The 22,933-nt window shown below is 60.5% G+C and carries 17 protein-coding genes; 7 read left to right on the top strand and 10 right to left on the bottom strand.

The window, feature by feature from the left end; translation table 11 throughout:
* The 3 genes from QD461_RS34285 to QD461_RS34275 all read left to right on the top strand — a co-directional run.
* The coding region (locus QD461_RS34285; RefSeq protein ID WP_414091380.1) for a VCBS domain-containing protein at positions 1-2,972 on the top strand (2,972 nt) is incomplete at its 5' end.
* 681 nt (positions 2,973-3,653) lie between these two features.
* Positions 3,654-4,241: a class I SAM-dependent methyltransferase gene (locus tag QD461_RS34280; RefSeq protein ID WP_414091379.1), complete on the top strand. Its 588-nt coding sequence runs from the start codon at positions 3,654-3,656 to the stop codon at positions 4,239-4,241.
* A gap of 12 nt (positions 4,242-4,253) precedes the next feature.
* Positions 4,254-4,862, top strand: coding sequence for a DedA family protein (locus QD461_RS34275; RefSeq protein WP_414091378.1), 609 nt, complete (start codon positions 4,254-4,256; stop codon positions 4,860-4,862).
* Positions 4,863-4,938: 76 nt separating this feature from the next.
* On the opposite strand, the gene QD461_RS34270 is transcribed toward QD461_RS34275, so the two are convergent.
* The 8 genes from QD461_RS34270 to QD461_RS34235 all read right to left on the bottom strand — a co-directional run bounded on the left by QD461_RS34270 (position 4,939) and on the right by QD461_RS34235 (position 16,140).
* The gene (locus QD461_RS34270; RefSeq protein WP_414091377.1) at positions 4,939-6,315 is read right to left on the bottom strand and encodes a sensor histidine kinase; all 1,377 of its coding nucleotides are present in this window, start codon (positions 6,313-6,315) and stop codon (positions 4,939-4,941) included.
* The gene (locus tag QD461_RS34265) at positions 6,315-6,989 is read right to left on the bottom strand and encodes a response regulator transcription factor (protein WP_414091376.1); all 675 of its coding nucleotides are present in this window, start codon (positions 6,987-6,989) and stop codon (positions 6,315-6,317) included. Before QD461_RS34265 ends, QD461_RS34270 begins: the two co-directional genes overlap by 1 nt.
* Positions 6,990-7,103: 114 nt before the next feature.
* Positions 7,104-7,562, bottom strand: coding sequence for a MaoC family dehydratase (locus tag QD461_RS34260; RefSeq protein ID WP_414091375.1), 459 nt, complete (start codon positions 7,560-7,562; stop codon positions 7,104-7,106).
* A 12-nt stretch (positions 7,563-7,574) separates the two neighbouring features.
* Complete coding sequence (locus tag QD461_RS34255; RefSeq protein ID WP_414091374.1) at positions 7,575-9,224, bottom strand: long-chain-fatty-acid--CoA ligase; 1,650 nt, start codon at positions 9,222-9,224, stop codon at positions 7,575-7,577.
* A 27-nt stretch (positions 9,225-9,251) separates the two neighbouring features.
* Complete coding sequence (locus tag QD461_RS34250) at positions 9,252-11,015, bottom strand: acyl-CoA dehydrogenase C-terminal domain-containing protein (protein ID WP_414091373.1); 1,764 nt, start codon at positions 11,013-11,015, stop codon at positions 9,252-9,254.
* Positions 11,016-11,036: 21 nt separating this feature from the next.
* A complete protein-coding gene (locus tag QD461_RS34245; protein ID WP_414091382.1) occupies positions 11,037-13,334 on the bottom strand; it encodes an FAD-dependent oxidoreductase in 2,298 nt (765 codons plus the stop codon).
* A 2-nt stretch (positions 13,335-13,336) separates the two neighbouring features.
* Positions 13,337-14,458, bottom strand: a complete 1,122-nt coding sequence (locus tag QD461_RS34240) for a thiolase family protein (RefSeq protein ID WP_414091372.1) — start codon at positions 14,456-14,458, stop codon at positions 13,337-13,339.
* 29 nt (positions 14,459-14,487) lie between these two features.
* Complete coding sequence (locus QD461_RS34235; protein WP_414091381.1) at positions 14,488-16,140, bottom strand: electron transfer flavoprotein-ubiquinone oxidoreductase; 1,653 nt, start codon at positions 16,138-16,140, stop codon at positions 14,488-14,490.
* 201 nt (positions 16,141-16,341) lie between these two features.
* Between QD461_RS34235 and QD461_RS34230 the strand changes: the two genes are divergently transcribed.
* The gene (locus tag QD461_RS34230; RefSeq protein WP_414091371.1) at positions 16,342-16,968 is read left to right on the top strand and encodes a TetR/AcrR family transcriptional regulator; all 627 of its coding nucleotides are present in this window, start codon (positions 16,342-16,344) and stop codon (positions 16,966-16,968) included.
* A gap of 105 nt (positions 16,969-17,073) precedes the next feature.
* Here QD461_RS34230 and QD461_RS34225 read toward each other — a convergent pair whose 3' ends face one another.
* Positions 17,074-17,670 (bottom strand): helix-turn-helix domain-containing protein, encoded by a 597-nt coding sequence (locus QD461_RS34225; protein WP_414091370.1) that lies wholly within the window; start codon positions 17,668-17,670, stop codon positions 17,074-17,076.
* Positions 17,671-17,884: 214 nt separating this feature from the next.
* Positions 17,885-19,216 carry an MFS transporter gene (locus tag QD461_RS34220; protein ID WP_414091369.1) on the bottom strand — a complete coding sequence of 444 codons (1,332 nt, stop codon included), beginning with the start codon at positions 19,214-19,216 and terminating at the stop codon, positions 17,885-17,887.
* A gap of 296 nt (positions 19,217-19,512) precedes the next feature.
* Between QD461_RS34220 and QD461_RS34215 the strand changes: the two genes are divergently transcribed.
* The 3 genes from QD461_RS34215 to QD461_RS34205 all read left to right on the top strand — a co-directional run.
* On the top strand, positions 19,513-20,472 hold the full coding sequence (locus QD461_RS34215) for a hypothetical protein (RefSeq protein WP_414091368.1): 960 nt from the start codon (positions 19,513-19,515) through the stop codon (positions 20,470-20,472).
* Positions 20,473-20,737: 265 nt separating this feature from the next.
* On the top strand, positions 20,738-22,555 hold the full coding sequence (locus QD461_RS34210; RefSeq protein WP_414091367.1) for a ShlB/FhaC/HecB family hemolysin secretion/activation protein: 1,818 nt from the start codon (positions 20,738-20,740) through the stop codon (positions 22,553-22,555).
* Positions 22,556-22,565: 10 nt separating this feature from the next.
* Positions 22,566-22,933: filamentous hemagglutinin N-terminal domain-containing protein (locus tag QD461_RS34205; RefSeq protein ID WP_414091366.1), on the top strand; the 368-nt coding region annotated here is incomplete at its 3' end.

Genomic DNA, 22,933 nt, shown 5'->3' with positions numbered 1-22,933 from the left:
GCAACGTAGGCGGCTCTGTGACTGGTGCTTACGGCACGCTGAGCGTCGATCAGAGCGGCAACTGGACCTATCACCTGGATCAGTCGAAGGCCAATCCGCTGAATGTCTCGGATCATCCGCAGGAAAGCTTCACGGTTCAGTTGAACGACGGCCAGGGCGGCATCACGACGCAGACGGTCGTGGTCACGGTCAACGGCACGAACGATGCAGCGTCGATCTCGGGCACTGCGACCGGCTCAGTCACTGAAAATGGCCAATTGACGGCCAACGGTGCGTTGACGGTTACGGATGTGGACTTCGGTGAGAACCACTTCCAAACGCCATCGTCGCTCAATGGGACCTATGGTACGTTCACATTTAATGCCACGACCGGGGTTTGGGGCTACACGCTCAATAATTCCGCAGCGAATGTGCAGGCATTGAACGCAGGTCAGACTGTTACGGACAAATTGACGGTTGCCTCACTGGACGGAACGGCTTCACAGGATATTGTCGTGTCCGTCCACGGCGCAAAGCAGCCCGTGTCGGCACCAAGCATCATCAGCGTTGTCGACGATGTCGGTTCGATCCGAGGCACACTCGCGAACGGTGCGGTCACCGATGACACCAATCTTGGCATCCGGGTAAACCTGGTCGGAACCGGTGCCATCGCTGGTGACACGATACAGCTCTATAACAACATGACCGTGCTTGGCCCGGCGGTCACCTTGTTATCGCAAGATATCGCTAAAGGATACGTCGATATTACCACACCGACGCTGATTAACGGATCGACCTACAACTTCCGGGCTTCAATCACGGATGCTGGCGTCACAACCGCGCTCTCGCCGAGCGACGTCTATGATATCAAAATCGACACGACCCGCCCGACAGTCGCGATCACCCAAAGCGGCAGTCTTCTGACCTTCACCTTCAGTGAGGCTGTCTCGGGGTTCAGCATTTATGACATTGGCGGGAGTGGCAATTATTCACTCTACAACTTCCAGCATGTTGGCGTGAACGGCCTCGGCCAGGATATCTACACGGTGAATTACTACGCCTGGAACAATGGCGTGAAGTCTGTGTATGTCTCGGGAGCGGACTATACCGATCTTGCCGGCAATGCCGGAACGGACAGCTCTACACTTAACTTCAAGCCGGCCGGTGTCTCCGGCGAGGCGATCAATCTCGCGCTCGGAGATCTGTCGCATCATGATGGTGCTGTCACGATGAGCATTGTCGGGGTGCCGGCAGGCTGGACGTTGAGCGAGGGTACGCACAATGCCGACGGCACCTGGTCCGTCGTGACAAACGATCCGTCGTCGCTGACCGTGACTTCGCCGGATGGCGTGACCGGCGCAGTGGTCCTCCAGATCACTGAGACCTGGACCAATGCGGACGGCACAATCGGCATGGTCACGGTGGCCGACAATGTCGAAGCCTACGCCAAGGGTTCGCCGATCTTCGCCTGGTCGGGCGACGATACGCTCACCGCATCGAGCGGCAACGACACGCTGGTCTTTGCAAACACCATCGGCAAGGACGTCGTGCACAACTTTGATGTGGCGCATGACAAGATCGACCTGATTGGCTTTGCGGGCTTCAATAGCTTCGCGGACGTTCTGGCCCATCTGTCGAGCGATGCTTCCGGCAATGCGGTCATCACGCTCGGCGATGGCGAGACCATCACTTTGGCAGGCGTGAGCGCTGCGGCTCTCACGCCAGACGACTTCCTCTTCAACGAAGCAGTTGTAACCCATAATACCGGGAACATGGTGGTCGCCGATGGCGCATTGATGCCATTCAGCGGAACGCTCGACAACACCGGTAGCATCCATATCACCTCGACCGGCAGCGAGACGGACCTCGAAATCGTCCAGCGCGGCCTGACATTGACCGGCGGCGGCACGGTGACGCTGTCCGACAATGCAGCCAATGTCATCTTCGGCAGCAGCGATCATGTCACACTGACGAATGTAGATAACACCATCTCCGGCGCTGGTAAGCTCGGTGATGGCCACCTGACGCTCGTCAACGCCGGCACGATTATTGCCGACGGTAGCCATGCGCTCGTCATCGACACCGGCGCCAATGCGGTCAGCAACACGGGCACGCTGGAGGCAACCGGGGCAGGCGGTCTCCATATCCATAGCGACCTCGTCAATAACGGACTGCTGTGGGCAAATGGCGGCAACGTCAATCTCGACGGCGATGTCAGCGGTAGCGGCACGGTGCTGCTGTCGGGTCACGCCAACCTCGAGATCGGTGGCTCGTTCCACGAGGCGATTGCGCTTGGCAAGGATGCACAGGCAACGATCACCATCGATCATGCCGCGGCCTTTACGGGTACGATCGCGGGTCTCGATGGCAACGACGCCTTGCGGTTCGGCGACATCTCCGCCGCGACCGCCAGCTTCTCCTATGCAGAGAATGCAGGAAAGACGGGCGGTGTGCTGACAGTCACCGATGGTACCCATACTGCTTCAATCGGTCTCACGGGCGTGTACTCGGCCAGTGACTTCTCGCTTGGTCACGACGGGACATCCGCCGAGATCGACTTCAGCGGGATTGGCCACCTTTACGGCACCGACGGCAACGATACGCTGACCAGCGGTGGCGGTTACACGATGACCGGTGGCGCCGGGGCCGATACTTTCGTGCTCGATGCAAAAGCCCTGCACAACCTCAATATGGCCGATGTCATCACCGACTTCAGCCCGAAGGGACAGGGCGACAAGCTGGATGTCTCGAACCTGCTGAACGCACTGGTGGGAGAGCATCCGGGCATGACCGAGGCGGATGCTGTCGCATCGATGACGGCGGCGGTCGATACCGCAACCAATTCGACGAAGATCAGCGTCAACACCGGGTCGGAAACCCACGTGGTTGCCACGCTGCAGAACTACACGCCGTCAGGCCATGATGCCGTGCATGTGCTGTTCAACAATCATGATGAGCAGCTCGCAACCCATACGCAGACTGCCGGCGCCTGATCTCTCTTGCTCGGCACGAATAAACGTGAAGCGGCGCGTCTCGAACGCGCCGTTTTTCGTTGAAATCCATGCCGTCGCCACGCTCGCAGGTTCAGCAAGTGCTTCTTTGCGAGCGTCACCAAAGTGTTAGGCTCCGATTCCAGCATGATGGCGCTTAATGGCGGTGACCAGCGAATGGAGAGGCGTGCGATTTAATCGCCCAACCACTCTTCGACTTGCCCTCTGATTTTTCCGGCCTCGTCGACGCCGATGAAGCCGTCGGACTACCGAGTGGTCGCAGCGATGAATTCGCTTGCGATAGGCCGGGATCAAGCCCGACCTCTTATCTTTGACAGTATCGAAGTTGCAATGACCAGGCGCCGCTACCAATCGGTGGTCTGTTCGTCGCGAAAAACACCCCCAAACGCCATGTCGCTCCAGGGGCCGCACCGCAATCGCCAGATCGAGATCGTCACGCTTTGTCGTGACAGGCTGTCTCAATCCAGGCGTGGGACACAGCGTTGCGATTGATCTCGTTTGCGGCAGGCCACCGCTTTCTCGGTCGATCGATCAACCGTTCTCATGGAGCGGTTCAATGTCCTCATATCTTGGATGGTTCGAAAATGTTATCGATGTTACCAACGCAACTCGTCACCGTTGACGCTCACAGGGCCACAGATGCCCTGAGCAAGCGAGGGTGCCATGCTGGGTTCTGATGCGCTTGCCTTCTTCCGAGCCTGGATCGCCAATCCCCTTCGTGTCGCGGCGATTGCCCCATCCGGCCGCGCGGTTGCAGATCTGATGACGCAAGGCGTGTCGCCCAGCACCGGGCAGGTCCTTGAACTGGGTGCGGGAACCGGCCCATTTACGAAAGCGTTGCTTGCCCGTGGCGTGCCGGAGCGCAGCATCACATTGGTGGAATACGACCCCACCTTTGCGCGCTTGCTCCGACACCGCTTTCCGCTGGCACGGGTGTTGCACATGGACGCGACCGAATTGGCGACGACGGGTCTTTTTGCCGGTGCCGCAGTTGGCGCAGTGATTAGCGGACTGGGCATTTTGACCATGCCGCCGGACAAGGCCTCGGCTATTCTCGGCGGCGCCTTCGCCTGCATGGCGCCGGGTGGGGCCTTCTATCAGATAACTTACGGACCACGCTGTCCGGTGCCCAGCAGGATACTCGAGCAATTAGGGCTGGAGGCTATGCGCTGCGGATGGACGATGCGAAACCTGCCGCCTGCCTCGGTCTATCGGATCACGCGCAGCCTCGACCATCCCTCCTGTCTGTGATGTGAACCAATCATGGAGATGTCGCCTATTATCGCGACGATGCTGAGTTTCGGCCTCGTCGGCCTCGTCTGCTTGGCTATCGCAGAAAAATTCGTCCCGATCTTTCCGTCCTATGTCCTGCTGATGTTTGTTGGCATGACCGCAAAGAGCGGTCTGAACCTCGCGGCAATTGTGGCTGCCACCGCGTTTGGATCGACGCTTGGTTCTCTGCTCTGGTATGGGTTCGGATGGACACTGGGCTCGCACCGGGTCGAAGACTTGGTGACGCGCTATGGCCGTTTCATCCTGCTGCCGCCTTCACTCTACCAGCGTCTGGTCGGTTCGTATCGCCGCAATCAATTCTGGACGACCCTCGTCGGCCATACGATACCGGCCGTTCGCGTCTATCTTGGCTTGCCGGCCGGCGTGTTCAAACTCGAATTGCGCGGCTTCGCCCTGGCTACCCTCATTGGCAGCCTGCTTTGGAACACACCCTTCCTGTGTCTGGGGTTCCTGTTATACGGGAGCGGCCGTGACCCGATCACCCTCGGTCTTGCAGTCGCGGTGGGGCTGATTGCTGCTGAGTTCGCCATAGTGTGGATCCTGCGCCGGGCAAAGCGAAGCAATGCGCGGCGGTTCTAATAGCCCAACTGCGCGGAACAGCCGATCAGCACGTCCGATTGACGAGACGGCGCAGCGGTGCTCCGGCGGCGTGCGCCTAGGTCGTTTGCACTTCGCCATCGGCGATCCCTGTGCGGGGGAACGTCATCCTCACACAGGCGCCCTTGGAGCCAGCATTGACAACGGCGACGGTGCCGCCATGCATCTCCATGATCTCCCGAACCAGATTGAGCCCCAATCCGGCGCCGCGGCCGTTAGGGCCGAGGCGATTGAACGGCTCGAAGATCTGCTCGCGTGCGTCCCAGGCCACACCTTTGCCTTCGTCGGAAACTTCGACGAAATGGTCCTTGCCGACGCGCAAACAAATCGTTCCCTGGCGTCCGCCATGGTCGATGGCATTTTGGACGAGATTGGTCAAAGCCCGCTCCAGCGAAGTGTGGTCGCCGATCACCAGCACCTCGTCGGCTTCCGGTTCGAAGCTCACCTCATAGCCGGCACCGAGCGCCAGGGGGCCAAGATCGAATAGCACCTGTTTGGCCATGGCGGTCAGATTGACCGACAGGAAGTGGTCTCGCTTCTGGTCGAGGCGCTGGAGATCGAGCAACTGACCGGCAAGTGTCGTCAGACGCGCCGCGTCTTCCAGCAGGTCACGCCTGTCCGAACCTGGGGGCAGGGTGGAAATGCGTGCATTCAAAATGGCGATCGGTGTGCGCAGTTCATGGGCCGCCTGCGCCAGGAAATGCTGATGTCGCTCATAGCCGACGTCGAGACGACGCAGCGCATCATTGACAGCCCCGACAAGTGCGCTGATTTCGACGGGCATGTCACTCGCCTGCAGCTGAGTGCCGCGCTTGTCGAACTCTATATGCGCGGCCTGCTCCACGGTCCGCCGGAGCCCCGCCAAGGCGCGCCGCACCACCAGCGGCGTGGCGAGCGAGGTCGTCAAAGCCACAAGCACGATGACGGGCAGAATGAGGGAGATGAGCCCGCCCGACATACCTCTTGCCAGCCGCTGCGCGGACATCTGTCCTTTCGTGCCGGTCAGGATCTGGATCCGGCCGGCAGGGCTGTCGACCCATTTGATCACAGCGTCGGGTTTCCCTGCCAGTTCGGGTTGCTTGCTCAGGCGCGCGTCGCTGAGCTGGTCGAGCATCGCGATTGCAGGCAGATAGGCGGGCGGAATGTTGCCCTCTTGCAGGCGGTGTCCTTCGCGATCGCGGATCGCAAACCACAGGTCGGGTGCGTTGGCCCGAAGAGAACCAAGTGCCGGGGTCTCCCGTAGCGCCAGTCCGCCCGTTGCGTCCCGTTCGACCGCCTCGGCGAGCACATCGAGACTGGCGCCCTCATAGTCGTCCAGCAGATAGCCAGTGCTCCAGAGCGTGACCGTGATAATCAGCGGTATTATCGCGATGACGCAGGCCTGCAGCGTCACCAGCCTACTGACGAGTAGCCATTTCAGCGAGGGCTGCCGCATTATACCGTCTCGCTGATGAGATAGCCGACACCACGGATACCGCTGATGGCGACGCCGGCATGCGCGTCTGCGAGCTTTCGGCGCAGGCGAGAAATATGCGTGTCGAGCGCATTTGATTCGATCTCGTCGTTCATGCCGAAAACGGCTTCCATCAACGTCTCGCGCAGCACCATCCGTCCCATGCGCCGCATCAGCGCTTCCAGTACAAGCAGTTCGCGGCGGGGCATGCGCAGAGGAACGGCTTCGACATGCGCCTCAAGATGCGCGAAATCGAATGATAGGCGGCCTAGTCTGACGATATCAGGCTGCAGATTGGCCGGCCGGCGCAGGATGGCGCGCAGCCGGGCCAGGAATTCCTCAAAAGAGAATGGCTTGCCAAGATAGTCGTCCGCACCGCTGTCGAGACCGGCGATCCGGTCAAGCAGATCGCCCTTCGCCGTCAATACCAGTACCGGTACGGTATCGCCTCTGGCGCGCAGCGATTTGACCAGCGACAGGCCGTCGCCGTCGGGCAATCTGCGATCCAGCACCACGGCATCGTAGACGCCGTCATAGAGGGCTGCCTCGGCATCCAAAAGGGTCGCCACATCGTCCACGACCATGCCTTGGCGCACAAGTCCACTGCGCAAGACGGCAGCCATCGGTTTCTCGTCCTCGACCAGCAGCACACGCATTCCGTCAGCTCCATTGCCTGCCCGCGTCGGCAGGCCAGTGACGCGCCATTATCATCCCTTCATTGAGACAACCTTGCAAACCGAGGCCGATGCGTCGCTTCCCGCGAAGCAGATTCAAGCCCTGCGCCAGCCAACGATCTTTGGTGTGAACACCTGCACGATCTCGCCGCTTTGATTTATCGTCTCGCTTCGCACAGTGACAAACCCACGCTTTGGTTGGGAACGAGACAAAGTGATAGCGGTGATCTCGCTTTCCACATGGATGCGGTCGCCAGGCCATGTCGCGCGCGGCCAGGAAATTTCCGCACCTGCGCCGATTAGCCCGCCGGCCAACGGCAGGCTTTGAACAAGCAGCCGCATAGTCGTCGCGGCCGTATGCCAGCCGCTGGCAGCCAGCCTTCCGAACAGGCTGTCGCGCGCGAGCTCCTCGTCCAGATGGAAGAATTGCGGATCGTAGCGACCCGCAAATTCCTTGATCTCATCGAGCTCCATCACATGAGAGGGGCTGGTGAAGCGCTGCCCGATTTCGAGATCCTCAAGGTAAAGCTCTGGCATCGTGGTGTGGTCGCTCATTTCCGGATCCTCTCAGTTGTTCAACTCCGCGTCTGCGGAGCGTTTGGCATATTCCTCGATGACAATTTGCCGGATCGCGATCTTCAAGAGTTTGCCGGTTGCCGTGTGCGGCAATTCGTCGACGACAATGACATCGTCGGGAATGCTCCACTTGGAGATTTTGCCGGTATAGAGTTCCGGCAGATCCTGCCGCGTGAATGTTTGCCCGGGCTTCAGGACGACCGTGAGAACCGGTCGCTCACCCCATCGGGCATCCGGCACCGCGACGACGGCTGCCTCCTTGATTGCTGGGTGGGCCTGCGCAATGTTCTCCAATTCGATCGAGCTGATCCATTCGCCGCCGGATTTCACCACGTCCTTGGTACGATCGACGATCTGCACGAAGCCGTCCTCGTCCATCGTGACGACATCGCCGGTTTCGAACCAGCCATCGACCGCGTATGCCGCGCTCTTTTCCGCATTGTAGTAGCTGGCCGCAACCCAGGGGCCGCGCACCAGCATTGCACCGAATGCTTTGCCGTCGCGTGCCACAGGCTTGCCGTCAGCGCCGACAACACTGAATTCCATGCCGAATAGCGGGCGGCCTTGCTTAGATTCGACTATTAGTCTTTGCTCCGCCGAAAGCGCCTCGTGCTTGGGCAAGAGTGCAGCCGCAAGTCCGATCGGGCTTGTTTCCGTCATGCCCCAGGCATGGCGAACCATGACCCCCATGTTTTGGAAACGGCTGATCATGATCGGCGGCGAGGCCGAGCCGCCGATGGCGACGCGCTTCAGCGTGGAGAATTTCTGGCCGTGACCATCCATCCAATCGAGCAGGCCGAGCCAGACCGTCGGTACTCCCGCAGTAAATGTCACCTTCTCACTTTCGAACAGGCCGTGCAGGCTTGCCCCATCGAGATTCGGACCAGGCATGACCAGCTTCGCGCCAACCATCGGTGCGGCGAAGGGGATACCCCAGGCGTTGACATGGAACATCGGCACGACAGGCACGACCGAATCCGAGGCAGAAAGACCGAGTACATCGATGAAGGTCGAAGCCATAGCATGCAGAACTGTGGAACGGTGGCTGTAGAGCACACCTTTCGGATCCCCTGTCGTGCCGGATGTGTAGCACAGGCTCGAGGCGGTGTTCTCGTCAAATACCGGCCAATCGAATTCATCCGGTTCGCCGGCAATCAGTGTCTCATAGCAGATGAGATTCGGCAGACATTCCGACTTCGGCATATGGGCCTCGTCGGTCAGGATGATCACGGCCTTCAGTTGCGCAAGTTTATCGGCCAGTCCTTCGAGGATCGGCAAAAAGGTGAGGTCGGAGAAGAGCACGCTGTCGCCTGCATGGTCGATGATGTAGCCGATCTGCTCGCGAAAGAGGCGTGGGTTGATCGTGTGACACACCAGGCCTGATCCGGAAATGCCGTAATAGAGCTCCAGGTGCCGATAGCCATTCCAGGCGAGTGTACCCACCCGGTCGCCATGGTTGAGGCCAAATCTCTGAAGCGCGTTGGCGAGCTTCTGGCTTCGCCGGGAGAGGTCCGCGTAGGTGTAGCGATGGATCGGGCCTTCGACGGTTTTCGAGACGATCTCCGTGCCGCCATGATAGGCCGCGGCATGACGCAGGATCGATGACACGAGCAGCGGTGCATTCATCATCATGCCAAGCATGGTCTTCCCCTCCCAGAGAGCGTTCAATCAGAACAGATCGGCGTCGAGCGCCATGATGTCGGTCGCACCAGCGCGGATAGCCGCCTCCAGCGCCAAAGTCTGTGGCAACAGCCGGGCCGCGAAGAAGCGGGCAAGCAAGAGTTTGCGCTTCGTCAGGGCCGTCGGCACTGAAGCCGCGGCCTTGTCGGCCATGCGCACCCAGAGCCAACCGAAGCTCACGAGCGCAAAAAAGCGCAGATAGTCTGTGGCGCTTGCTCCCGCCTCCATGGGGTCGGCGGATGTAGACAGCAGATCTTCGGTCAGTTGCTCAAGACGGACAAGGGCTTCTGTCACGGCACCCTTCGCGGACTCGAGCTCAGCCGAGCCGTTGGCCGAAGACAGATCGGCGTGCACCAGCGCAAAGAAGCGGCGTACAACATCGCCATTGTCCATCGCCAACTTGCGACCGACGAGATCCATGGCCTGCACGCCGTTGGTGCCTTCGTAGATCTGCGTTATCCGGGCATCGCGCACAAATTGTTCCATGCCCCATTCGCGGATATAGCCGTGGCCGCCAAAGACTTGTTGAGACATAACCGCGACCTCGAAGCCGAAATCGGTGAAAGCAGCCTTGACGACCGGCGTCAGCAAGGCGACGAAGCCATCTGCCGTACGGCGGGCTTCCGGATCGGGATGTCTGGTCGCGATATCCATCTGCAGCGCGGTCCAGACAGCGAGTGCGCGCCCGGCTTCCGTCAAGGATCGGCCGGTCAGGAGCATCTTGCGCACATCGGCGTGCTCGATGATCGGTACGGGGCCACGGGCGCCATCGGGGGAACGGCCCTGCAAGCGATCTCGGGCATAAGCGGCAGCCTTCTGGTTAGCTGCCTCGCCAATGCCGAGACCCTGAATGCCGACGAAGAGCCGCTCGGCATTCATCATCGTGAACATGGCGTTGAGGCCGCGACCGGGCTCGCCGACGAGCCAGCCTATGGCGCCGTCATAGTTCATCACGCAGGTCGGCTGGGCGTGGATGCCCATCTTGTGTTCCAGCGAGCCGACGGACATTCGATTGCGCTCGCCAAGCGAACCGTCCTGCTTGACGAGAAACTTCGGCGAGAGGAAGAGGCTGATGCCTTTCACGCCCTTCGGCGCATCCGGCAGGCGGGCGAGCACCAGATGCACGACGTTGCCGCCGAAATCCTGGTCGCCGGAGGAGATAAAGATTTTCGTGCCCCTGATGGCATAGGAACCATCGCCTCGCGGTTCGGCGCGGGTTGTCAGCAGGCCGAGGTCGGTGCCGGCGGAGGATTCTGTGAGCGCCATGGCGCCTGTCCATTCGCCGGAGATCATCTTCGGCAGATATGTCTGCTTCAACTCGTCAGTGGCATGGTGGGCGATCGCTTCGACAGCGCCCCGCGTCAGGCCCGGAAACAGGCCGAAGGAGAGATTGGCGGAAGACAGCATCTCGTCGAGCAGGATCTGCAGGACGCGCGGCAGGCCCTGTCCGCCAAAATCTGGATCGCCCGACAAGCCGGCCCAGCCGCCGTCGACGAAGGCCCTATAGGCTTGCGCGAAGCCCTTCGGCGTCGTCACAAGTCCGTCTTCCAGGGTGCAGCCCTCTTCGTCGCCCGAACGATTAAGCGGCTCGAGGATTTCCGCGCAGAACTTGCCGCCTTCTTCGAGAATGCTCGTTGCGAGGTCGATATTGACCTCTTCAAAGCCGGGGAGTGCAGCCATCTGCGTATCAAGGTCGAAGACGTCGCCGAGGAGAAAAGAAATATCGTCGATCGGAGGGATGTAGCCAGCCATGGGGTTCTTGTCCGTTCCTGTTCAGTTGCGCAGCGGCTTGCCGGTTGCCAGCATATGCCTGACGCGGTCCACGGTTGCGGGTGTTGCCAGCTGGTCGATGAAGGCCTGGCGTTCCAATGCGAGTACGTCGTCCTCGGAGACGGGCTTCAGGGGATCGGCCGAGGGGCCGCCCGTCAGCACCCCGGCAAGGGCGCGCCCGATGATGCCGTCATGGCCGGTGGCGCGTCCGGCGACCATGGCACCTTCGATGAGGTTGTGAAGGGCGGCAGCGCCTGATGGTCCCGACAGCGTAAGTGTCGGTGGTTCCGAGGCCACATAGTTGTTCGCAAGAGCCAGGGCTTTGGCCTTGGCGTCGGCCAGCAGCCGGCTGCGGTTCATGGTGATGCCGTCGCTGGCTCTCAGATAACCGAGGCTGCGGGCGTCGAAGGCACTGGTCGACACCCTTGCCGGTTCGATGATGTTGAGGACCTCGATGGCCGGCGCGACCGGCCCCTTCAAGGCGGCGGTAGCGCTTGAGAAACGCAGCATCATTTCCTTACAGCCGCCCCAGCCAGGGACGACGCCGATCCGGGTCTCGACAAGGCCGATGGTAAGCTCGGCATGGGCCTGGATCGCATCGCAGTGGAGCAGGATCTCGCAACCACCGCCAAGCGCCAGTCCGGCGGCGGCACCGACGACGGGGAAGGGGGCATATTTCAGGGCCTTGAAAGTATCATGGCCCTGATCGATGAAGGCGCCGATTGCCTCTCGGCCTCCCTTTTCCACCGTATCGAGGAAGATGCGCAGATCTGCCCCAGCACTGAAGACCGGGGAATCGCTGCCGATCACCAGCGCCTTGAAGTCCCGACTACAGCGTTCGATCGCCTTGTTGATGGCCTCGAACAGGGCCGGCGCGTAGGTGTTCATCTTGGTGCGGAACTCAAGGCAGGCGACACCGTCGCCAAGATCCCAGAGGCTGGCCACGCCCCAATCCTCGACCGGGTCTGCAGAAAGCCTGAGGTCGGAAAGGAGGAGCACGCCTTCGCCTCGATGAACGGGGGCTATACTTCCGTCCGGCAGCAGGCTGACGCGCTTGCCGTCAACGACGGAATAGAATCCACCCCTTTCGACTGCAAGCGAGAGATACGCCGGTACGGCAAGGCCGCGTGTCTCAAGCCGCGCCTTCAGCCAGCCGGCACCAAGCTGGTCGATCAGCTCGAAGGGACCCTGCTTCCAGCCATAGCCGCTGCGCATGGCCTCATCGACCGCATCCGGTGTGTCGGCAATGTTGGGCACGAGCGAGGCGGCATAGGCGAGCATCTTTTCCATAACGACCGAGGCATAGCGGCCCGCGAGGCCACCATGTTCCATCAGCCTGCGGGGGTCGCCGGCCGATGCCTCAAGGCTGACGGAAGAGACCGCCTTCTGTGGCCGGTAGTCTCCCGTTAGAAGGTCGATCACGTCGCGCGACTTGCGGTCCGGCGAAAGCCGTACGAAGCCCGCTCCGCTTTTGCGGCCGAGACGGTTTTCCGCGATCATGCGGGCGATTAGCGGCGGTTCGGCGTCGCAATCTTTGATCGCGTCGCCGGCCGGTGTTGCCTTCTGCAGGCTGCGCAGGATCGTCGGCATGAGGTCTATGCCGACCAAATCCAGCAGCCCGAAGATGCCGGTGGAGGGAATGCCGAACGGCTTGCCGATGACGGCATCGGCTTCCTCGACCTCAAGGCCGAGATCGATGGCTTCGTTCTGTGCCACCACCATCCAGTAATTGCCGATGCGATTGCCGATGAAGCCGGGCGTGTCCTTGCAGACGACGACGCTCTTGCCGAGCCTGTGGTCGGCAAAGCTGCGGATCGTTGCTGTCGCTTCCAGTTTTGTCGCCTTGCCTGAGACGAGTTCCAGCAGCCGCATGATGCGGGGCGGATTGAAGAAATGAGTGATGAGGAAGTCGGCGGCAAAGCTTGTCGGCAGGCCCTCAACGAGAGAATGCAGCGGAATGGTCGAAGTGTTGGACGAGACAATCGAGCCCTCCTTCCGCACACCATCGACGGCGCGGTAGAGCGCCTGCTTGATGTCGAGCTTCTCCGCAATTGCCTCGACGATCCAGTCCGCATCGGCAATCAGTGCGAGGTCGTCCTTCGTCGATCCGGTCTTGATCCGTGTCGCGAAGGCCGGATCCATGAAGCCGCCAGCCTTCAGCTGACGCGCGACACCGCCATCGGCGAAGGCCTTCTCGACGTCGAGCAGCACCACGTCGAGGCCTGCATTGGCAAGATGGGCAGCGATGCCGGAGCCCATGACACCGGCGCCGATGACGGCAGCTTTCTTGATCGTAACCATTGTCATGCCGCCTCCAGAACCATGGCGATGCCTTGGCCGCCGCCAATGCACTGGGTGGCGAGCGCATGGCGACCGCCATCACGCTTCAAGAGCAGCGCCGCCTTGCCGACGAGGCGGGCGCCCGTTGCGCCCAGCGGATGACCGAGCGCGATCGCGCCGCCGTCGCGGTTGAGGCTGTTCGGATCCATATCAAGATCGCGGCAGCAGGAGAGTACCTGCACGGCGAAGGCCTCGTTCATTTCGATCACGTCGAGGTCGGCGACGGAGATGCCGGCGCGCTTGAGCGCCTTGCGGCTTGCTTCGACCGGTCCGATCCCCATGATTTCAGGGGCGCAGCCCGTGATTGCGTAGCCGGAAATGCGGGCAAGCGGCGTCAGCTCGTGACGCCTCATGAATGTTTCCGAGCAGACCAGTGTTGCGGATGCACCGTCGGTCAGGGGCGAGGAGTTGCCGGCCGTCACCGTGCCGCCCGCCTTGAAGGAGGTCTTGAGGCCGGCGAGTTTTCCCGCGTCGGTCTCGCGCGGACACCCATCGGCCGTCACTTCGCCGATCGGCGCGATTTCTGCGGCCAGCCGGCCGTCGGCGCGAGCGGCGAGCGCCTTGCGGTGGCTCTCCAGCGAATAGGCATCCTGTTCTTCGCGGGAGATGCCATAGCGATCGGCCAGGTTTTCTGCCGTCATGCCCATATTGAGAAAGGCGAGGCGCTGCGCGTCGCTCCAGGCTGGGTTCGGCATGGGATTGAAGCCCATCATCGGCACGCGCGTCATGCTTTCGACACCGCCGGCCACAAATGCGTCGCCCGCACCCATCGAAATCGCGCCCGCGGCCATCTGGATCGCCTGCATGGCGGAACCGCACCAGCGGTTGATGGTGGAGCCGCCGACCGATTGCGGCAAGCCGGCGATCAAGGCGGCACAGCGGGCGATGTTGAGGCCCTGTTCGCCTTCTCCGAAAGCGCAGCCGAGGTTCACATCCTCGATCGCGGCAGGATCGATCCCGGACCGCTCGACGATAGCCTTGATGACCTTGCCGGCCAGATCGTCCGGGCGAACCCCGGCAAGGGCGCCGCGAGAGCCGGGTGTAAATGGACTACGCAGGTAATCGACAATGTAGATTGCAGTCATGGCTATCTCACTCCTGTCCGGTGCGGGTGTCACATGTTGGGATAGTTCGGGCCGCCGCCGCCTTCCGGCGGAACCCAGGTGATGTTCTGCGAGGGATCCTTGATGTCGCAGGTCTTGCAATGCACGCAGTTCTGCGCGTTGATCACGAAACGCGGATCGGTTTTTGCCTGCTCATCGCCATAGACGACCTCGTAAACCCCTGCAGGGCAATAGAGCCGCGCCGGCTCGCCATAGAGCGGCAGATTGTGCTTCAGCGGGATTTCCGGATCGACGATCCGCAGATGGATCGGCTGCTCTTCAATATGATTGGTATTCGACAAGAAGACCGAGGATGGCCTGTCGAAGGTTAGTACCCCATCCGGTTTGGGATAGCGGATGGGCTTCACGTCGGAAAGCGGCTTGAGGCTCTCGAAATCGGCCTTGTCGTGCCGCAGCGTACCGAAGAGTGAGGCGCCGAAAAGCGTATGCAGCCACATGTCGATACCGCCGAGAGCGACGCCGGCCAGCGTCCCGAAGCGCGACCATAGCGGCTTGACGTTGCGCACAGGCTTTAGGTCGCGCCCGACTACCGAGCCGCGCCAGCCGCTCTCATAGGTATCAAGCGTATCATTGGAGCGTTCTTCAGAAAGCCCGTCAAACACGGCATCCGCCGCCCCAATCCCGGATTGAATGGCGTTATGCGAACCCTTGATGCGCGGGACGTTCATGAAGCCCGCGGCGCAGCCGGTCAGCACGCCGCCTGGAAAGGCGAGCTTTGGCACGGACTGATAGCCGCCCTCGGTCAGGGCGCGTGCGCCATAGGCGATGCGCCTGCCATCTTCGAAGGTCTTGCGGATCAGCGGATGCGTCTTGAAGCGCTGGAACTCATCGAACGGCGAGAGCGTCGGGTTCTTGTAGTCCAGATGCAGGACGAAGCCGACAGTCACCAGATTATCGTCGAAATGGTAGAGGAACGAGCCGCCGCCGGTTTGCATGTCCAGCGGCCAACCGAACGAATGCTGAACTAAACCCTTACGGAATTTCTCCGGCTTAACCTGCCAGAGCTCCTTGATGCCAATGCCGAACTTCTGAACTGAGCGCCCTTCGGTGAGGTTGAAGCGATCAAGAAGCTGCTTGGTCAGGCTGCCGCGCGCTCCCTCGGCGAAGATTGTATAGCTCGCTCGAAGCTCCATGCCGGCGGTGAAATCGCTCTTCGGCTGGCCGTCGCGACCAATCCCCATGTCGCCGGTCGCAATGCCGGCCACCGCGCCATCCGAGGTGAAGAGGACCTCCGTTGCCGCAAAGCCGGGATAGATCTCGACGCCGAGCGCTCCTGCCTGCGCCGCAAGATAGCGCGCGACATTGCCGAGCGATCCGATGAAATTGCCATGATTGCCCATCAGCGGCGGCATCAGGAGATTGGGAAGGCGAAGCGAGCCGGCCGGTCCGAGAAGGTAGAACCTGTCGTCGGTGACCTCCGTCGTCAACGGGCGCTCGGGATCGGCTCGCCAGTCGGGCAGAAGGGCATCGAGGCCGGAAGGATCGATCACGGCGCCCGATAGGATGTGGGCGCCGACTTCCGAACCCTTTTCGACAACCACGACGGAAATCGTTCGCCCTTCTTCGTTGGCGCGCTGCTTCAGCCTGATCGCTGCGGCAAGCCCGGCCACTCCGGCGCCGACGATCACCACATCGAAGTCCATTGCCTCCCTGTCGCTCAAGCTTTCCTCCTTGCCGTCATGAGATATTTGTATCAAACGATTGTTACAGTTCGCAAGTGCAAAATTTCTTTCGCTGCTGCGAGGTTCCTGAGGGACGATCCGCGAGGCGATTTGGGAAAATCGTCCGTCTGCGCTATGAGCGTTGCGATATCAGTAACAAGATGGAAGATGCCGGGAGAGGCAATGACGCAAGGCGATGGCCGCGGAAATGTAGATGGGCCGCAGAGTGCTTTAACGGGAGCCCTGCGGGAAAGCGGGCTGAGCGAGCGCCATAGCGCCATCCTGGAGGCTGCGGCGGCGCTATTTGCCGAGCGAGGCTATGCCGCGACGTCCGTGCGCGATATCGGCGAGCGGGTCGGCCTGCTTGGTGGCTCGCTCTATCACTATATCAAGTCGAAGGAAGCTCTGTTCGTCCGCATCCACCATATTGCCCTACAAGTGGCGGAAGATCGTATCCGGGCCGCAATCTCCCCGCTTTCCGATCCATGGGCGCGATTGGAGGCCGCATGCATCACCATGCTGGAAATCCAGCTCGACCCGAATTCACTGACCATGCCGCTGATGAACGATTTCGCCTCCACGCCGGCTGACATTCGCGAGCAGCTCGTTGAGAAGCGCGACACCTTCGAGCAGGTGTTTCGAGATCTGATTGCCGACCTGCCGCTGGATCCCTCGCTCGATCGCGGCGTCTACCGTCTGCTATTGTTGACACTGCTCAACAATGTCTCCGGCTGGTATCGCCCCGGCAGGATGACGCCGACGGAAATCGGCCTGCAAGTTGTTCAGATCTTCCGGCACGACCTAGTCTAGAACGAGTCGATTTCCGCTATGGCTGCACGCAGTGGCCTTGCGGCAGCGCTGCCTCATCGAAGCGCGATCTGAGCGAAGTGAAACTCGTTAGCCCCCGTGAACTGGTCAGGGTTTGGCCGGCTCCGCGCAGCCATAGAGAATTGCTCGGCTCATCTCCCGGTAGCGGGCGGCAATTTCCTCCGGTGCTGGTGCAAAGAAACTCTGATTGGTTCCGCGAGCACCGTCGCAGAGCAATTGCACCAGAGTTTTAATCGAGATCGAGGGTAGCAGCATCAGAAGACCGCTTTCAACAGCCCGTTCCAGCAAGGCCGCGAAATCAGCCTGGAAAAGCGCTGCAGCTTCAATCATCGCCGGGCGGCAGAGACGAAACGCGTAGTCGTTGACTTCAAGCGCATAGGGCGAAAGCGCCAGCTTTCTTCTGGTATCACCATATCGAACGTCGAGAATAGCTGTGATGATATCAAGAACATTTGCGCCCGTTGAGAGAAGCCGCCCGCCCTCCCGCAAACTGTCTCGCCGTGTGTTCTCATTGTTCTGCACAACCATCGCGTGGAAGGCTTCTTCCTTGCTGCTGAAGTGATGATAGAGGCCGCGACGGGTAATATTGCAGCATTTTGCCAGCTTGATCATCGTCATGGATTCATAGCCATGATCGAGAAAACTCTGCGTAATGTTGGAAACCAAGACTTCGTAGGCCGACATGCAATGCGCTTTCATCAATTCTTTTGGGGACGATCTATAAGAGCGGCGTGACGGTCTCACAAGAATGGCAAGTCTTCGATAAGCGGCCGATCCGTCCGGTCATCGCTTCTGATGGAACATTTCTGCTTTTTTCCGGCTTGTGGAAACGCGCCGGTTTTACAACGGTTCTTGGTGACGAGAGTAAAATGCATGACAATCTCGCTTCTCAAAGGTGTCATTGCCCCGGGACCGCCTGCTCTTTTATTGCGCTTGGCGCGCCATTGTCCGACCCGAGCCTGTAGTGGAAGCTCGCCACCAATCCCACCGCCGACGAGCTGACGAGACCAATGGTCGAAACGATGCTTAGGGCGATACCAATCGCCTTTGGATCGCCGATGATGGTCTGACTGACAAATCCGACCAATGTCGGGCCAAGGCCCATCCCGATCAGCGTAACGATCATGACGCCGATTGCCGACGTGACGCCACGCATGCGCGCCGGAGTGATATCCTGAAGCGCAGGCGGACCGTTCGCAACGATGATCGTGGACAGGAACGTCGCGATGGATATCAAGGTCAGTGCTGCATTCAGGCTTGGCGCGAAGGGTAGCGCCGCTGTAAACAGCGACGCTGCAAGTGCTCCGCTGCACATGAGCATCGGGCGGGCGGCCGCTATACCCCGCCGAACCAGGGTATCGCCCAATGTGGCGCCAAAGATCAGCCCTGAAACGCTGGAGGCGATGAATAATGGGCCAAGGACAAAGCCGACGTCTGTGGGCGGCATTTGGAACGTGCGGATCAACACACTTGGAACCCAGGCACTATAGCTGTAGGCTTCGATTGCCGCAAAAGCGAGGCAAAGGTAAAGGCTCGCGAACTGCACTCGATTATCCGCATAATAGGCGCCTATCTCCGGCGCGCCCGGTATAATGCTCGGAGCGGAACCGGACTGCCTTTGAGGCTCTCTAAGGCTTGCCATCCAAAGGGCGACGGCGATGCCGGGAATTCCGACAACGACGAAGACGATCTGCCAGACATGTTGTATGCCGGGGATTTGGAACAGGCTTTCGGCCCGCAAGAATTGATGAAGCACTGTAGCGCTCAGGACGAGCGACAGACCGGCCCCAATGTATGCGCCGGAGCTGAAGACACCGATCGCAAATCCCCGTCGCCGCATTGGAAACAAATCGCTGATCAAGGAATAGGCAGCCGGCGCGAGGGCCGCTTCTCCCAGCGCGACACCCGCCCGGCATAGCAAAAGAGCTTCGAAACTGCCCGCAAAGCCGCAGGCGGCTGTCATGATGCTCCAGAAGGCGATCCCAATGGCGGCTATCCGCACCCGATTCCCGGTATCAACCCAGCGACCCAGCGGCAATCCACTTGCCGCAAGGACGATTGCGAAGGTGAAGCCCTGCAGGAGGCCGATTTGCAAGTCTGTCAGGTGAAGGTCCTGCCTCAGGGGCTCGACAAGGAGACCAAGAATCTGCCGATCGAGGTAAGACAGGATGTACGCGATGGTCAGGACGCCCAAAGTATAAGACGGGACCATGGACTTGGGTGAGGGCATTCGCGCAGTTCCTTCTGGGAGAACCAGTGGATTCGGAGGGAATTGTGAAGCGCACCTTGGAATTTCCAAGTTTCGGCAAAAGCGCCATCCGATCACAATTTAGTTCTCAGATTCTGATAATATGAGAAACAATCTCGTTGACAAGCTGCAGATGCTACGGCATTTTCTTCTCATATTATCGAAATGTGAGAAGTTTTGGGCCTTTCGGTGCCGCAGTTTTGGGCAATGCGCGGATTTGAATGCGCGAGCAGGGACTTAGGATTGCTGCGCTGGCCCGCGTGCCAGCCGGAGGTCGCATGGGGCAGGTTATAGAATTCCCGGCATCGGTTTCGCCTCTCCCAAGGGAGGGCAGTCACGATCTGTCGCATCGCGACGTCGGGGAGATGACCGCTCTCGACACCTTCCCACGTGCCGTTTTCTTTTTGGCATCGGGGATGTTTGAAGCGCACAAGATGTCGCCGCGCAAAGCAGCCTTGTTTGCGACACAACAACGTTGGCTTCTCAGCCACGCTGCGGTCGCACATTATTTCAAGCCCTTTGTTAGCATTGAGCCGGGTCTCAGCCGCCGAAGCTTTGGCCTTCTCGGAACTTTCCTTGGTCTTGCTAGCCGCAACACAGCCTACACATTTTTCGACGAGTCCATGAAATACGGGGTGATCGAGCCCGTAGACGATCGGGCAACCGGCCATGGACGATTGGCCAGGCCATCCTCCGAATCACTCTATCTCCTGGCCCTCTGGTACAAGCTCCACTTCCAGGCGCTCGACCTTCTCGATGGCCGGCGACGATATGCTCAATTCTCCGATCAATGGGAGACTTTGCTGCCGCTGATTCAGCCGATTGTCGCAAGCGCACTATTCCTCAGCGCCGATGTACGCGCCCCCGGTCCGCTTTATCGGATTTTCAGCTGGATCGATTCGGGTGGCTGGCTGATGGACAGGCTGGTTGCAGGCGTCGATCGCGAAGCATTTTCAAGACAAGGCCGATGTGTCACGGACGTCCGCTCCATAGCGTATCTCGCCCGAGCCACCGGCCTTTCAAGTGCCCATACAAGCCGGAAAATTTCGGAAGCGCAGTCGATCGGCGGGTTGGGTTGGGTTGGGCGACCGGGGCATTCGCCGATGTGGATCTCACGCGATTTCTACGAGGAATATGCGCAGTTCCAGGCGCAAAAGCTGGCCATTCTCGATGGCGCGCTCGCCAATGCCCTAGCCGGACCTCTATCGGTTTCGCAAGGAGCGCTCCATTGCGAATGAGGCAACTCGTCTCGCCTGGCCGCATTCGCAACTATTGTACTGCGGATAATCCTCTCACTGTCCCATGTCAAAAATGGATGCTGACGCGTCCAATTGTTTTGATTAGTTCTTCTTCGAAAGCGAGTTGTAACGGTGAATTGCGGCGGCATTTATTTGGGAACTACCGGTTTTCCCAAGTAACGGCAGGCGGCTTTAAGCTGTTTCCTCGGAAATTCTATGACCGGCGCACGCGGCTCCAGCAAATTTGGTTGGATAGGGGTTTATTTTGACGTTCGAATACCATCTCGCGCGATCCTTTGTGCTAGCCGCAGGCATTGCGGCCATTGCTGTAACGGCGCCGACATCTGTTGCGCTCGCGCAGACTGCGTCGCAGGTGACGCCGCAGACATTCGAGCCGCAGCTTCAGAAGCAGGGGAGCGGCATTGTCATTCCCGAAGCCTCCGGTCCGGTGGCCCCCAAGGGGGCTGAGAAGCTGACGGTTCGGCTGAAGTCGGTCAAGGTCGAGGGCGGTCTTCCAGGCTTTGACGCGGATGAGGCGCGCGTGGCCAAGAGCCTCAGTGGCAAGCAGGTGACGGCGGCAGCCCTGTTCGAGGCGGCCGGCGAGCTGGAGCGAGCCTATTCCGCCAGGGGCTATGGTCTGGTGCGCGTCGTGCTGCCGGCGCAGCGCCTGGTCGACGGCGCGGTGTTGCGCATCGTCGTCATCAATGGCTTCGTCGAGCGCATCGACACCTCGCATCTGCCCGAGGCCGTTCGCGAACGCATCGCCCAAATCCTGGCGCCGCTGGTGGGCGAGAAGGGGATGTCCAACGACGAGATCGAGCGGCGGCTGCTTCTGGCCGGCGACCTGCCGGGCACGGTGCTGCGCTCGACATTGTCGCGCGGCACGCAGGCCGGCGGCAGTGTGCTGACGATCGAGGCACGCTACAAGCCGGTTACCGGCTTCATCTCCGCCGACAACACCTCCACCGAGGCGCTTGGCAAATACAATACTGGCATCGGCCTCGACTTCAATTCGGTGTTCGGCTTCGGCGAACTCTTCTATCTGCGCGCCTCGGGCGCACCGCGGTTCGGCGGCGATGAGGGCTATTTCACCGGTGCGCCGCGCAACCGCTCGCTGGCAGGCGGCGTGACGCTGCCGATCGGCATCGACGGGTTGACGCTCAACCTGGAAGCTACTGCCTCACGCACGACGCCTGAAGCTGGCCTGTTCGGGTTGCAGTTCATGTCGGACTTCACCCGCTATTCGGCGCGGCTCTCCTATCCGGTGATCCGCTCGCGCGAGTTCACCCTCAACGTCAATGGCGGCTTCGACGCCCAGGACGAAGAGCTTCAACTGCTCAACGGCGGCGGCCTGACCCTATCGAAGGACCGGCTGCGCATTCTGCGCACCGGTGCGGATCTGTCCTGGTATGTCTCGGGCGATGCGCTCCTGAGCGCTGGTCTGACCGGCTCCTTCGGCATCAACGGGCTCGGCGCGCGCAGTGCCGCCGATGCCAATGCCAGCGGTACGCCCTTGTCACGTCAAGGCGCCGATGCCGATTTCCAGAAGCTCGAAGTCAATCTCGGCTATCGCCAGCCGGTCGCCGAGCATCTGGTCTTCGATCTCAAGGCACGGGCGCAAACCTCCTTCGGCCAGCCATTGCTCAATTCCGAGCAGATCGGCATTGCCTCTTCCGCGGGCCTTTCGAGCTTCCCGAACGGTTCGATGCAGGGCGATGCCGGCTTTGTACTGCGCGCCGAGGCCCAATTCCCGTTTACCACCAGCTTCACCCTGCCATTCGGCTGGCCGGAGTTTCCGGCCCAGCAGGGTACGAACCTTGCCGATGGCACCAGCACGGCCGGCGCGGTGCTGATCTCGCCCTATGTGTTCGGCGCCTATGGCGGCGTGAAGCTCTACGATCCCACGGCATTGGAGAGCGGGTTCTCGCGCGGTGCGGCCTATGGCGTCGGCCTGCGACTGGCAGCGGCCCAACAGGCGAGCTTCAGCAGCACCAATCTCAATCTCGAATATGGCCGCACCGAGCGCTTCGGCGACGGCAGCAACGACAACCGCTTCACCGTTTCGGCGGCATTCCAGTTCTAGGACAATCGTGATGACCCGACAGACGACCCACATGACGCTCTCGCATAGGACCCGTCTCGTTGCGCTGCTTGCCTCGACGGCGCTGGCGCATTCGACGGCAGTGCTGGCGCAGTCACTGCCGTCAGGCGGTCAGGTGGCCGCCGGCAGTGCGACGATCGGGGCACCATCGGCCGGGTCTCTCACCATCAACCAGACGAGCGGCAGCGCTGTCGTCAACTGGCAGAGTTTCGATGTCGGCAAGGGCAACCGCGTCACCTTCGTCCAGCCCGATGCCAATTCAGCCATCCTCAACCGGGTGACCGGCCAGACGAGTTCGACCATTGCCGGCCAGATCAATGCCAATGGCCAGGTCTATCTGATCAACCCGAACGGCATTGC

Origin of the sequence: Rhizobium sp. BR 314, from assembly GCF_047445805.1 — a bacterium.
GTDB classification, from domain to species: Bacteria; Pseudomonadota; Alphaproteobacteria; order Rhizobiales; family Rhizobiaceae; genus Rhizobium; species Rhizobium lusitanum_B.
This window is presented reverse-complemented; position numbering and strand designations above follow the sequence as displayed.

Excerpts from the sequence above, each read along its gene's own strand:
- QD461_RS34265 (WP_414091376.1), bottom strand. The coding sequence starts at position 6,989 with ATGCGTGTGCTGCTGGTCGAGGACGAGAAACCGATGGCTGCCGTCTTG.
- QD461_RS34275 (WP_414091378.1), top strand. The coding sequence starts at position 4,254 with ATGGAGATGTCGCCTATTATCGCGACGATGCTGAGTTTCGGCCTCGTC.
- QD461_RS34270 (WP_414091377.1), bottom strand. The coding sequence starts at position 6,315 with ATGCGGCAGCCCTCGCTGAAATGGCTACTCGTCAGTAGGCTGGTGACG.
- QD461_RS34240 (WP_414091372.1), bottom strand. The coding sequence starts at position 14,458 with ATGACTGCAATCTACATTGTCGATTACCTGCGTAGTCCATTTACACCC.
- QD461_RS34215 (WP_414091368.1), top strand. The coding sequence starts at position 19,513 with ATGGGGCAGGTTATAGAATTCCCGGCATCGGTTTCGCCTCTCCCAAGG.
- QD461_RS34225 (WP_414091370.1), bottom strand. The coding sequence starts at position 17,670 with ATGTCGGCCTACGAAGTCTTGGTTTCCAACATTACGCAGAGTTTTCTC.
- QD461_RS34235 (WP_414091381.1), bottom strand. The coding sequence starts at position 16,140 with ATGGACTTCGATGTGGTGATCGTCGGCGCCGGAGTGGCCGGGCTTGCC.
- QD461_RS34260 (WP_414091375.1), bottom strand. The coding sequence starts at position 7,562 with ATGAGCGACCACACCACGATGCCAGAGCTTTACCTTGAGGATCTCGAA.
- QD461_RS34250 (WP_414091373.1), bottom strand. The coding sequence starts at position 11,015 with ATGGCTGGCTACATCCCTCCGATCGACGATATTTCTTTTCTCCTCGGC.
- QD461_RS34280 (WP_414091379.1), top strand. The coding sequence starts at position 3,654 with ATGCTGGGTTCTGATGCGCTTGCCTTCTTCCGAGCCTGGATCGCCAAT.
- QD461_RS34230 (WP_414091371.1), top strand. The coding sequence starts at position 16,342 with ATGACGCAAGGCGATGGCCGCGGAAATGTAGATGGGCCGCAGAGTGCT.
- QD461_RS34245 (WP_414091382.1), bottom strand. The coding sequence starts at position 13,334 with ATGGTTACGATCAAGAAAGCTGCCGTCATCGGCGCCGGTGTCATGGGC.
- QD461_RS34220 (WP_414091369.1), bottom strand. The coding sequence starts at position 19,216 with ATGCCCTCACCCAAGTCCATGGTCCCGTCTTATACTTTGGGCGTCCTG.
- QD461_RS34255 (WP_414091374.1), bottom strand. The coding sequence starts at position 9,224 with ATGCTTGGCATGATGATGAATGCACCGCTGCTCGTGTCATCGATCCTG.